The 11,210-nt window shown below is 73.7% G+C and carries 11 protein-coding genes; 6 read left to right on the top strand and 5 right to left on the bottom strand.

All coding sequences use genetic code 11. From position 1 onward, the window contains the following. Positions 1-351: 351 nt before the first annotated feature. Both STRAU_RS05840 and STRAU_RS05835 read right to left on the bottom strand, forming a co-directional pair. Positions 352-1,746 (bottom strand): PH domain-containing protein, encoded by a 1,395-nt coding sequence (locus STRAU_RS05840; RefSeq protein ID WP_016639321.1) that lies wholly within the window; start codon positions 1,744-1,746, stop codon positions 352-354. After that, positions 1,743-2,258: a PH domain-containing protein gene (locus STRAU_RS05835; protein WP_037657767.1), complete on the bottom strand. Its 516-nt coding sequence runs from the start codon at positions 2,256-2,258 to the stop codon at positions 1,743-1,745. Before STRAU_RS05835 ends, STRAU_RS05840 begins: the two co-directional genes overlap by 4 nt. 63 nt (positions 2,259-2,321) lie before the next feature. Between STRAU_RS05835 and STRAU_RS05830 the strand changes: the two genes are divergently transcribed. Next, positions 2,322-3,515 carry an NADH-quinone oxidoreductase subunit D gene (locus STRAU_RS05830; RefSeq protein WP_052028972.1) on the top strand — a complete coding sequence of 398 codons (1,194 nt, stop codon included), beginning with the start codon at positions 2,322-2,324 and terminating at the stop codon, positions 3,513-3,515. Between the two features lie 36 nt (positions 3,516-3,551). Here STRAU_RS05830 and STRAU_RS05825 read toward each other — a convergent pair whose 3' ends face one another. After that, a complete protein-coding gene (locus STRAU_RS05825; RefSeq protein ID WP_016639318.1) occupies positions 3,552-4,505 on the bottom strand; it encodes an SAM-dependent methyltransferase in 954 nt (317 codons plus the stop codon). A gap of 172 nt (positions 4,506-4,677) precedes the next feature. On the opposite strand from STRAU_RS05825, the gene STRAU_RS05820 reads away from it, so the two are divergent. Both STRAU_RS05820 and STRAU_RS05815 read left to right on the top strand, forming a co-directional pair. Continuing rightward, entirely contained in the window at positions 4,678-5,880 is a 1,203-nt protein-coding gene (locus STRAU_RS05820) for a sensor histidine kinase (protein WP_016639317.1), read from the top strand. A 97-nt stretch (positions 5,881-5,977) separates the two neighbouring features. Further along, positions 5,978-6,664, top strand: a complete 687-nt coding sequence (locus STRAU_RS05815; RefSeq protein ID WP_016639316.1) for a response regulator transcription factor — start codon at positions 5,978-5,980, stop codon at positions 6,662-6,664. A gap of 34 nt (positions 6,665-6,698) precedes the next feature. On the opposite strand, the gene STRAU_RS05810 is transcribed toward STRAU_RS05815, so the two are convergent. Further along, the gene (locus tag STRAU_RS05810; protein ID WP_016639315.1) at positions 6,699-7,808 is read right to left on the bottom strand and encodes a DUF5937 family protein; all 1,110 of its coding nucleotides are present in this window, start codon (positions 7,806-7,808) and stop codon (positions 6,699-6,701) included. A gap of 242 nt (positions 7,809-8,050) precedes the next feature. On the opposite strand from STRAU_RS05810, the gene STRAU_RS39970 reads away from it, so the two are divergent. Further along, positions 8,051-8,287: a hypothetical protein gene (locus tag STRAU_RS39970; protein WP_016639314.1), complete on the top strand. Its 237-nt coding sequence runs from the start codon at positions 8,051-8,053 to the stop codon at positions 8,285-8,287. Here the strand turns inward: STRAU_RS39970 and STRAU_RS05805 are convergent. Next, positions 8,247-9,479 carry a threonine aldolase family protein gene (locus tag STRAU_RS05805; RefSeq protein WP_078620986.1) on the bottom strand — a complete coding sequence of 411 codons (1,233 nt, stop codon included), beginning with the start codon at positions 9,477-9,479 and terminating at the stop codon, positions 8,247-8,249. The two genes, STRAU_RS39970 and STRAU_RS05805, sit on opposite strands and share 41 nt — an antisense overlap. A gap of 210 nt (positions 9,480-9,689) precedes the next feature. Here STRAU_RS05805 and STRAU_RS05800 point away from each other — a divergent pair, with 210 nt between their 5' ends. Together STRAU_RS05800 and panC are read left to right on the top strand one after the other, a co-directional pair. Continuing rightward, positions 9,690-10,601: a Rossmann-like and DUF2520 domain-containing protein gene (locus tag STRAU_RS05800; RefSeq protein WP_016639312.1), complete on the top strand. Its 912-nt coding sequence runs from the start codon at positions 9,690-9,692 to the stop codon at positions 10,599-10,601. A gap of 5 nt (positions 10,602-10,606) precedes the next feature. Beyond that, on the top strand, positions 10,607-11,210 hold a 604-nt coding region (gene panC, locus STRAU_RS05795), incomplete at its 3' end, for a pantoate--beta-alanine ligase (protein ID WP_037657765.1).

Genomic DNA, 11,210 nt, shown 5'->3' with positions numbered 1-11,210 from the left:
CGCCCCCGCTGTGCGCAGCCCCGCTGCCCCCGCTCCCGCTGTGTGCAGCCCCGCTGCCCCCGCTCCCGCTGTGTGCAGCCCCGTCGCCCGCCGCCCCCGCTGTGCGCAGCCCCGCTGCCCCCGCCCCCGCTGTGCGCGGCTTTCCCTCCGGTGGCCCCTGCTGTGGGCAGTCGTTCCGCAGGGCGGAACGGGTGGGCACAGCCCAGGCCGACGGTGCCGATATGTGGGGGGAGGGGCGCCCCCCCGGGCCCACGGTGCCTCCACGTGCGGGCAGGGGCACACCCCCAAGCCCACGGCACCGTGACGTACCGGAAGGGCGCAACCCGGCCCCGTCGGCCGACTTCAGGCGCCTCAGGCCATCCAGCGGTCCGGCCGTGCCTCCCGGCGCCCCGTCCGGGAGCGCTCCGCCTGCGCCTGGAGGAGCCCGACGGCCTCGTCGGAGCCCCGCAGCCGCGCGGTCACCGTTTTGTTCGCCCCGGTGTCCACCTTCACGTCGGCCACGCCCTTGAACCGCTCCCAGGGCCCCTGCACAAGCCGCACACTCTGCACCTTCGCGTGCGGCACCAACGACAGGCGCCGCCGCAACAGCCCGTGCCGCGCCGCGAACACCGCGTCGGTGACCGCGAGCCCGTACCCGTGCCACCACACGGGAACACACCACGCGGCCCGCGACGGCGGCAGCGCAAGATCGCTCGCCGCCGGCACCCGCACCCCGGGCAGAATCTGCGCGATCACCGCCTCCGCGTGCGCGCGCGGCGCGACCGGCACGAGCACGCTGTTGGACGACCCCGCCACGTCCAGCTCCACCCGCACCCACCCGAGCCGCCGCCACAGCAGCGGCTCGACGACGCGCACGGTCTGCACCCGCCCCGGCGGCACCGTCTCGTGCGCCTTGTCGAGCAGCCCGTGGTCGATGCGCAGGCCGTCGGGCGACTCGCCCACCCGCCAGTCGTACTCCGCGACGAACCGCCCCACGCTGCTCGCGAACGCACCGCCCAGCATGGGCAGCGCCGTCGCGACGACCGTCCACGCGTTGTGCGTGACCAGCCACAGGATGGTCGGTACGACGAGCGCGGCCATCAGGAGCACCCAGGGCGCGCCGGTGAGCAGCAGGGACACGGCGAGCATGCGCGGCTGCACGTGCAGCAGGTTCCGCACCGGCGCCTCGCCGACCTCGCGCGCCGTCTCGGGGGCGAAACCGGCCGCCCGCGCGAGCAGTTCGGCGCGCAGCTCGGCGGCGTGCTTCTCGTCCAGGTAGGCCAGCTCGTCCTTCTTCTCGGTGCCGACGACGTCCAGCTTCAGCTTGGCCACGCCCACGATGCGCGCGGCGAGCGGCTGCGTCACGTCGACCGCCTGCAGCCGGTCGAGCCGGATGTGCGCGGTGCGCCGGAACAGCAGGCCCGTACGGATCCGCAGCTCCGTGTCCGTGACCGCGAAATGCGTGAACCACCAGCTCAGGAAGCCGTAGAGGGCCCCGCCGACGACCACGGCGGTGGCGCCGAGGGCGAGGGTGACGGCGGTCAGCTCGGACAGGCGGCGCTGGGTGCCGTCCGGGTCGTGGAAGGCCCAGCCGACGAGGATCGCGATGGGCGCCCAGGCGCGGCGCAGGGGTGTGACGGGGTGCAGTCGTCGTTCTCGTACGCCATCGGACTCGGGCCCGCCGCCCTCGTCCGGCCCCGGGGTCCTCCCGGGGCTCCCCGCGTCGCCCGTCGGCCCCGCGTCGCCCGTCGGCGCACCCGCGCTCACAACCCCGCCGATCGGGCCTCGCCCAGCTCCGTCAGCCGGTCCCGGAGCCGCTCGGCCTCCTTCGGGTCGAGGCCGGGGATGCGGGCGTCCGTGGCGGCCGCCGCCGTGTGGAGCTGGACCCCGGCGAGCCCGAAATAGCGCTCCACGGGGCCGGACGTGACCTCGACGAGCTGCATCCTGCCGTACGGCACGATCGTCTCCTCGCGCCACAGCACGCCCCGGCTGATGAGCAGGTCGTCGGCCCGCTCGGCGTACCGCCACGAGCGCCAGTTGCGGGCGAGCAGCACCCAGCCCCAGGCCGCGAGGGCCAGCGGCAGCGCCGCGAAGGCCGCCCACAGGGGCCCGGCGAACAGCCCGAGCAGCACCCCCAGCGCCACCGCGAGCGGCACCAGCCACACCACGAGCAGCAGTCTGCGCATCGTCAGCACCCCGCGCGGCAGCCCGGTCCACACGGGCGGCGTCTCGCGCTCCCCCGTGGATCCCCCTGGCCCCGCCGCCGTCCCGGTCTCCATGCCCCAAGCGTACGTACGGGATCTGACAGTGGTCAGGGCGCGCGCGTACGACAGACTGTGGGCATGAGCCCCACGACGGAGCACACGCCCACGACACGGCCGCGGACGACGGAGCAGGCCGAGACCACCTTCGGCATCGGCGGCGCGGCCGAGAGCACCGACATGGTGCTCAACATCGGCCCCCAGCACCCGTCCACGCACGGCGTGCTGCGGCTGCGCCTGGTCCTGGACGGCGAGCGGATCGAACGCGCGGAGCCCGTCATCGGCTATATGCACCGCGGCGCGGAGAAGCTCTTCGAGGCGCGCGACTACCGGCAGATCGTGATGCTGGCCAACCGCCACGACTGGCTGTCGGCGTTCTCCAACGAGCTGGGCGTCGTGCTCGGCGTGGAGCGCATGCTCGGCATGGAGGTGCCGCAGCGCGCGGTTTGGACGCGCACGCTGCTCGCCGAGCTGAACCGGGTCCTGAACCACCTGATGTTCCTCGGCTCGTACCCGCTCGAACTGGGCGGCATCACCCCGGTGTTCCACGCCTTCCGGGAGCGCGAGGAGCTCCAGAACGTGATGGAGGAGATCTCCGGCGGCCGCATGCACTACATGTTCAACCGCGTCGGCGGCCTCAAGGAGGACCTGCCCGCGGGCTGGACGACCCGCGCGCGGGCAGCCGTCGCGGCGGTGCGTTCGCGCATGGACGTGTACGACAACCTGGTGCTCGGCAACGAGATCTTCCGCGGGCGCACACGCGGCGTGGGCGTGCTCTCCGCCGCCGCGGTGCATGCCTACGGAGTGAGCGGACCCATCGCCCGCGCCTCCGGAGTGGACTTCGACCTGCGCCGCGACGAGCCGTATCTGGCGTACGGCGAGCTGGGCGACGTCCTGAAGGTGGTGACCCGCGAGGACGGCGACTGCCTGGCCCGCTTCGAGTGCCTCCTGGAGCAGACCCACAACGCCCTCGACCTCGCGGACGCCTGCCTGGACCGGATCGCCGACCTGCCCCAGGGGCCGATCAACCAGCGCCTGCCGAAGGTCCTCAAGGCCCCGGAGGGCCACACGTACGCGTGGACCGAGAACCCGCTCGGCATCAACGGCTACTACCTGGTGTCCAAGGGCGAGAAGACCCCGTACCGGCTCAAGCTCCGCTCCGCGTCGTTCAACAACATCCAGGCGCTGACGGAGCTGCTGCCCGGCCAGCTCGTCGCCGACATGGTGGCCATTCTCGGATCGCTGTTCTTCGTAGTCGGCGACATCGACAAGTAGCCCCTCCGTAGAGGGCGGATTACGGCAGAGGGCGGATTACGGCGCCAGGACATCCTCCAGGCGTACATCCACGGGCTGCGCCAGCCACCCGAAGTCCCCGAGCCCGCCGGCCGCCGTCAGCTCCGCCGCCTCGCCCGCGCGCGTGAGGGCCCGTACGTACGCGGCCGGATCGCTGGAAGCGAGCGTCAGGGGCGGCCGGTCGCCGACGACGCCGAGGGCGTGCAGGGCGGCGCGCTGGGAGAGCAGGCGGGCGTCGGGCAGGGCGCAGGCGTCGAGCGCCACGTGCGCGGTGATGTCGCGGCTGCCGTCCGGCACGGGCGGCTCCTCGCGGCCCGCGCGGAAGCCCGTCAACGTACCGAAGGGCGGCCGGTGCGCGCGCGTGTGGGCGTAGTCGACGGCGACCGCGAGGCCCCGCGTCAGCGTCGCCACGGCCGCGGCCCACGCCTCGTCCCGGGGGCGGCCGATCTCCGCGCGGAGGCCGGGCTCGGTGCCGAGCGGCCACCAGCGCGCGAGCCACGCGGCGTCCGGGCCGTCCACGGGACCGCCGAGCTCCTCGGTGCCGTCGTCGCGTACGAGGACCCGCCGCAGCGCGCCGTCGGGCGCCCGCTCGGCCACGTCCAGGGGCACGTTGTCGAGCCACTCGTTGGCGAAGAGCAGGCCGGTCACGCCGTCCGGGAGCTCCGCGCGCCACTCGACGCGCGCGTCCAGTCCCTCGGGGCGCTCGGCGCGCTCCACGGCGTACGCACGCGCGCGTGCCGTCACATCGGCGGGCAGCGCCGCGAGGACGCCCGCTGTCAGCTCGCCGCGGCCCGCGCCCATGTCCACGAACGCCAGCTCCCCGGGGTGCCCGAGCGCGGCGTCGACGCGGCACAGCAGCCGGGCCACGGCGCCCGCGAACAGGGGCGAGGCGTGCACGGAGGTGCGGAAGTGCGCCGCGGGCCCCTCACGCCGCCGGTAGAAGCCGTCCGGGCCGTACAGCGCCGCCTCCATGGCCTCCCGCCAGGCGCGCGGCGCGCCGGTTTGCCCTCCGTGTGCTCCTGGTGCCTCGTTCGTCACATCCCGAAGGCTATGCGGGCCTCCACCTTGGGGAGTACGAGAGCGTCGTACGGATCGGACCTCCGGTTGACCCGAGGGGCCCGACGGGTTGCCTACGCTGGGTTACGTGCAGCGCCTCTATGACTTTCTCCGCAGACACCCGACCGGGGTCGACGCCTTCTGGGCGTTCGTCCTGTTCGGACTCTCCGGGATTGGGCTGGTGGCCGTCGCCGACACCGAGGGCCGGGATCCGGCGCTCGCGGCGGTGCCGATCATCATCGGCCTGTGTGTCGTGGTGGCACTGCGGCGCCGGACGACCGAGCGGATGCTGGTGCTCGCCGCGGGGCTCGGCTGCGCACAGCTGATCTTCGATGTGAGGCCCGGTCCCGCGAACTTCGCGATGCTCGTGATCATTTACACGGCGGCCGCGGACGGCCCCCGGTGGGCCTCGCGCTTCGCCCTGGCCGGCGGGCTCGCGGCGGCCCCGCTGTCGCAGCTGCGCTGGCCGGAGAGCACCGCGGGCGTCTGGGGCAACGTCCTCTTCACGGTGTTCATGATCGTGCCGTTCGCGCTCGCCTGGGTGCTCGGCGACTCCATCCGCACCCGCCGCGCCTACCTCGCCCAGCTCGAGGAGCGCGCCGACCGGCTCGAGAAGGAGCGTGAGGCGCAGTCCAAGGTCGCGGTCGCCGCCGAGCGCGCCCGCATCGCCCGCGAGCTGCACGACGTGGTCGCCCACAACGTCTCGGTGATGGTCGTCCAGGCCGACGGCGCCGCCTATGTCCTGGACGCGGCGCCCGACCAGGCCAAGCAGGCCCTCGCCACCATCTCCGGCACCGGCCGCCAGGCGCTCGCCGAGATGCGCAGGCTGCTCGGCGTGCTGCGCACGGGCGAGCCCGAGGAGAGCGGCGAGTACGTCCCGCAGCCGGACGTGGAGCAGCTCGACGAGCTGATAGAGCAGGTGCGCGGCGCGGGCCTGCCGGTCGACTTCAAGGTGGAGGGCACCCCGCGCCCGCTGCCCAGCGGTGTCGAGCTCACCGCGTACCGCATCGTCCAGGAGGCGCTGACCAACACCCGCAAGCACGGCGGCGAGAACGCCGGGGCGAGCGTCCGGCTCGTCTACTTCGACGACGGCCTGGGGCTGCTCGTCGAGGACGACGGCAAGGGCGCCCCGCACGAGCTGTACGAGGACGGCGGCGCCGACGGCAGCGGGCACGGGCTGATCGGCATGCGCGAGCGCGTCGGCATGGTCGGCGGCACGCTGGACGCGGGCCCACGCCCCGGCGGCGGATTCCGCATCAGCGCGCTCCTCCCACTGAAGCCCGCACACTGACACCTGTCACTTCCCGAGCCCCGTCGGTGCCTTGCGAGTCGTCGGCGATGATGGGTTCACGAACCTTCCACGAAGCCCCCATGAAGGGACCCCCTTGATGTCGATCCGCGTGATGCTCGTCGACGACCAGGTGCTGCTGCGCACCGGGTTCCGGATGGTGCTTGCCGCGCAGCCGGACATGGAGGTCGTCGCGGAGGCCGGTGACGGCGTCGAGGCGCTGCAGGAGCTGCGGTCCACGGCGGTCGACGTGGTCCTGATGGATGTGCGCATGCCGAAGCTGGACGGCGTGGAGACGACGCGGCGCATCTGCGCCGACGCCAATCCGCCGAAGGTGCTCATCCTGACCACGTTCGACCTGGACGAATACGCCTTCTCCGGCCTGAAGGCGGGCGCGTCCGGCTTCATGCTGAAGGACGTGCCCCCGGCCGAACTGCTCGCCGCCATCCGCGCCGTGCACAGCGGCGACGCGGTCGTCGCGCCGTCCACGACGCGGCGCCTGCTCGACCGCTTCGCGCCGATGCTGCCGGGCACCGGCGGCCAGCCGCAGCACAAGGAGCTGGAGCGGCTCACCGAGCGCGAGCGGGAGGTCATGGTGCTCGTCGCCCAGGGCCTTTCCAACGGCGAGATCGCCGCGCGCCTGGTGCTGTCCGAGGCGACCGTGAAGACGCACGTGGGCCGCATCCTGACGAAGCTCGGGCTGCGCGACCGCGTGCAGGTGGTCGTGCTCGCGTACGAGACGGGGCTGGTGCGGGCCGGCGGGGGCGGCGGGGGCGGCGCGGGCTGAGCCCGCGGGGCCGCGCGGGCACGGGCCCTCGCCGTCAGCGCAGGACGCCCTCGATGAACTCGCTGCCCAGGCGTGAGACCACGCCGAGGTCGAGCTGGTGCTGTACGTACCGCCCGCGGCGGCGGGTGGTGATCAGCTCGGCCTTCTTCAGGACGCTCAGGTGCCGGGATATCTCCGGGGCTGTCATGCCGTGGGCGTCGGCCAGCTCTCCGGTGGTGTACGACCCGCGGGCCAGGTGGCGGCACAGGCGCATGCGGACCGGGTGGGAGAGCGCGGCCATGCGGCGCGTGAGCTGCTCCACGGAGGCGGGGGCGGCCAGGCCCGGGGAGTTCACGGGGTACGTGATCGAGGACTGCCAGCCATAGCGGTGCAGGACCATCAGGTGGGGCCAGCCGAGGCTGGTCGGGACCAGGACCAGGCCGCCCTCGCCCGTCCTGGTGTGGCCCACGGCCATTTTGTCGATGGTGATCCTGCTCGCCTGCTCGTCCAGGGACACCGCCCCGGAGATGGCCTGCAGCGCCTCCTTGAGGCCCTTGCGGCGCAGCAGTTCCGTCTTGTGCCGGGCGTCGGCGGCGAGTTGGTGGCTCACCCGGGACCAGGTGTCCGCGAAGAACGCCTCGTCGCAGTCCTCCAGGAGCTGCCGGAACCAGGCGCGCACGGCGGGCGGGTCGTCGAGCAGGCGCATGGTGAACCGCACTTGGTGGTCGCCGCGGGCGGCGGCGAGCTCCAGGGCGTGGCGGCGCGTCTCCGGGTCGCTCAGCGGGTCCGTCTCGCGCTGCGTGTCGTACCCGAGCTGGCAGGTGAACTCCAGGGCGGCGTCCACGAATTGCTGGTCGGTGAGCTTGTCCAGCTGGTCCAGCTCCTCGGCGAGCGTGGCGCCGGGCAGCTCGCTCTTGCCGGGGATGCCGGCGAACGGCGCGAAGACGTCCGAGAACGTCGTCCGCCACAGGAAGTCCGCCTCGCACATGCGGTCCGCGAGGCACGGGTCGAGGCGCGCGGACACGGCTGTCGCCCAGCCCTGCAGCCCCGGGTGGTGGCCCGGCTCGGACAGCGCGTGCAGCGCCATGCCGAGCTCGGCGAGGGGCGAGGGCACGACATGGATCCGCTCCGGCGTCAGGCCGGTGATGTCGATGCTCACGCTCATGTCCCCATGGTGCACCGCGGCACTGACAACGCCGTGGTCGATTGACGACTGGCGTCAATCGAAGCGACACGGGCCTTGGGCCTCGGGCAGGTTTGTTTCTGGGGCTGCGCCCCTCTCCCCCATTTCGCCGCTTCGCGGCTCGTCCTCAAACGCGGTTCGCGGCTCGTCCTCAAACGCCGGACGGGCTTCGGTGCCTCCTCTGTTGTCCGTTAAGTACTCTTTGTTGTGAAAGGTCTTGTGTCATGAGCGTTACTCAGCAGTATCTGCTTGACAGCTACCGTGCCGCCCAGCTTGGGGAGCGGACGCCGCCCGCTCCTGGAGTCAACGACTGGCAGGTCGTGCGCGAGGTGCGCGACTACGGGCGCTTCAACGCCGTCGTCCACGAACGACCGGCGCACGGCCGGGCGCGCGCCGCGCTCGGGCGCCTCCTGCACGGACTCAAGGGAGGCGGCGCACGAAGTCCGCGACCGCTTCCCTGACGTCGTCGGCCGTCCACGCCAGGCCCGGCCCGTTCACGGTGACCTCCGTGACGGACAGGCCCGGCGGGCCGTCCGGGAACCAGCGCCAGAAGAGCTGGGTCCCGGTCTCCTCGGACTGCGCGAGGGCGGCCTCGTTCAGGACCTCGGGCGGGTACGGCAGCCAGACCTGGAACTGGTGGGTGTGCGGCGGATCGGGGTGCACCCGCGACCACGGCACCCGCGAGGACGCGAAGCCGTCCCGCAGCACGCCCGCGACCACGCGCGCGTGGGCGACGTATTCCGGCAGGCGCGGCAGCACCCGCTTGAGACCGAGCAGCGCCGAGACGGCGGTCGGGAACTGCTGGAACATCAGGCCGCCGTACCGGTGCCGCCAGGCGCGGGCCTCCTCGGTGAGGGAGCGCGGCCCGGCGAGCGCGGCGCCCGCGATGCCTTCGAGGGACTTGTAGAACGACACGTAGACGCTGTCCGCGAGGGCGGCGATCTCCGTGAGCGGGCGGCCGAAGTGCGGGGTGCACTCCCACAGGCGCGCCCCGTCGACGTGCACCACGGCGTCCCGGTCGCGCGCCGCCGCCACCACGTCCGTGAGCTCCTCCCAGGTGGGCAGGACGAAACCCGCCTCCCGTAGGGGCAGTTCCAGCATCAGCGTGCCGAACGGCTCCTCGAAGTCGAGCACTTCGTCGGCCGTGGGGGAGCGCGGCTCGTCCGTGGGGTGCACGGTGCGCAGACCGCTCACCACGGAGAGGGCGCCCGACTCGTGGACCTCCGGGTGCGCGCGCGGGTGCAGGGCCACCGTCGCGTTGCCGGTGCGCCCCGCCCAGCAGCGCAGCGCCACCTGCTGGGCCATCGTGCCCGTCGGGAAGAAGACGGCGGCCTCCTTGCCGAGGAGCCGGGCGACCTCGTCCTCCAGGTCGGCGACGACGCCGTCGCCGTAGATGTCGCCGAACTGCTCCAGGTCCGCGACCTCGGCGGCGCCCTCGGCCAGGGCCGCGACGCGCTCGCCCAGGGAGACGCTCATCGGGGAGCGCGCCAGGACCCGCTTCGCGCTCCGCGCGGCCGCGAGCCGTCGCGCGTGCTCGTCGGGCCCGCCCGGCCCGCCCTGCTCGCCGTCGCCCGCCGGTGCCTGCCCGCCCTCACCGTCGTTCCGTCCGTCCAGCTCGCCCTCGCGGTCGTCCCGCGTGCCGTATGCGGTCATCCACAGATCATCGCGCGCTGTCGTACGAATGCCCACAGCCTGTGGACGGCCGACGGCGCCGTGCGGGGCAATAGCGTTAGCATGACGAGAAATCGTCCGGTACCCCGAGCGGACTGGAACGGAAGGCGTCATCGCGTGAACGCATCTCACCGGCCGGAGCAGCACCCGGAGCCCCGGTCGGACCCCAGGGACCGCCCCGCGCGGCTCACCGTGGGCGTCGTCGGCGCGGGCCGTGTCGGGCCCGCGCTCGCCGCGGCGCTGCAACTCGCCGGGCACCGCCCGGTGGCCGCGTCCGGAGTGTCCGACAGCTCCGTGCGGCGCGCCGCCGTGCTGCTGCCCGACGTGCCGCTGGTCCCGCCCGCCCAGGTGATGGAGCGCGCCGACCTGGTGCTGCTCACCGTTCCGGACGACGCGCTGCCCGGCCTCGTCGAGGGCCTCGTCGAGACCGGCGCGGTGCGCCCCGGCCAACTGCTCGTGCACACCTCCGGGCGGTACGGCACGAAGGTCCTGGAGCCCGCCCTGCGCGCCGGCGCGCTGCCCCTCGCGCTGCACCCGGCGATGACGTTCACCGGCACCCCCGTGGACGTACAGCGCCTCGCGGGCTGCTCCTTCGGCGTGACCGCACCCGACGAGCTGCGGCTCGCCGCGGAGGCGCTGGTCATCGAGATGGGCGGCGAGCCCGAGTGGATCGCCGAAGAGGCCCGCCCGCTCTACCACGCGGCCCTGGCGCTCGGCGCGAACCACCTGGTCACGCTGGTCGCCGAGTCCATGGAGCTGCTGCGCGACGCGGGCGTGACGGCCCCCGACCGCATGCTCGGCCCGCTGCTCGGCGCGGCCCTCGACAACGCCCTGCGCTCCGGTGACGCGGCCCTGACCGGCCCCGTCGCGCGCGGGGACGCGGGCACGGTCGCCGCGCACGTCGCCGAGCTGCGCAAGCATGCGCCGGGGACCGTCGCCGGCTATCTCGCGATGGCCCGCGCGACCGCCGACCGCGCCCTCGCCCACGGCCTCCTCAAGCCGGAGCTCGCCGAGGACCTGCTCGGTGTCCTCGCGGGCGGCGTGACCGCCCCCGGCGGCCCGGACGGACCGCGCGGCGGCACGACGGACGGAGCGGGCGAATGAGTCATATGGCCGACCTGCTGCACACCGCCGCCGAACTGCGCGCCCGCGCGCGGGCCGGCCGCCGGGCCGTAGTGATGACCATGGGCGCCCTGCACGAGGGCCACGCCACGCTGGTCCGCACGGCACGGGAGGCGGCCGGAACCGACGGCGAAGTCGTCGTCACGGTCTTCGTGAACCCGCTGCAGTTCGGCGCGGGCGAGGACCTGGACCGCTATCCGCGCACCCTCGAAGCCGACATCAAGACCGCCTCGCAGGCGGGCGCGGACGTCGTGTTCGCCCCCTCCGTGGAGGAGGTCTACCCCGGCGGCGAGCCCCAGGTCCGGGTGACCGCGGGCCCCATGGGCAGCGTCCTCGAAGGGGCCACACGCCCCGGGCACTTCGACGGCGTGCTCACCGTCGTCGCCAAGCTGCTGCACCTGACGGCGCCCGACGTGGCGCTGTTCGGCCAGAAGGACGCCCAGCAGCTCGCCGTGATCCGCCGCATGGCGCGCGACCTGAACTTCGACGTGGAGATCGTCGGCGTGCCCACGGTGCGCGAGGACGACGGGCTCGCCCGCTCCAGCCGCAACCGCTACCTGTCGCCCGGGGAGCGCCGCACCGCGCTCGCGC

This window comes from Streptomyces aurantiacus JA 4570 (genome assembly GCF_000414115.1).
Taxonomy (GTDB): domain Bacteria; phylum Actinomycetota; class Actinomycetes; order Streptomycetales; family Streptomycetaceae; genus Streptomyces; species Streptomyces aurantiacus_A.
The sequence above is the reverse complement of the archived record's forward strand: the minus strand, read 5'-3'. Positions and strand labels throughout refer to the sequence as shown.

Coding starts and splice junctions, on each gene's coding strand:
- STRAU_RS05830 (WP_052028972.1), top strand. CDS start 2,322: ATGAGCCCCACGACGGAGCACACGCCCACGACACGGCCGCGGACGACG.
- STRAU_RS05810 (WP_016639315.1), bottom strand. CDS start 7,808: ATGAGCGTGAGCATCGACATCACCGGCCTGACGCCGGAGCGGATCCAT.
- STRAU_RS05825 (WP_016639318.1), bottom strand. CDS start 4,505: ATGGAGGCGGCGCTGTACGGCCCGGACGGCTTCTACCGGCGGCGTGAG.
- STRAU_RS05835 (WP_037657767.1), bottom strand. CDS start 2,258: ATGGAGACCGGGACGGCGGCGGGGCCAGGGGGATCCACGGGGGAGCGC.
- STRAU_RS05805 (WP_078620986.1), bottom strand. CDS start 9,479: ATGACCGCATACGGCACGCGGGACGACCGCGAGGGCGAGCTGGACGGA.
- STRAU_RS39970 (WP_016639314.1), top strand. CDS start 8,051: ATGAGCGTTACTCAGCAGTATCTGCTTGACAGCTACCGTGCCGCCCAG.
- STRAU_RS05815 (WP_016639316.1), top strand. CDS start 5,978: ATGTCGATCCGCGTGATGCTCGTCGACGACCAGGTGCTGCTGCGCACC.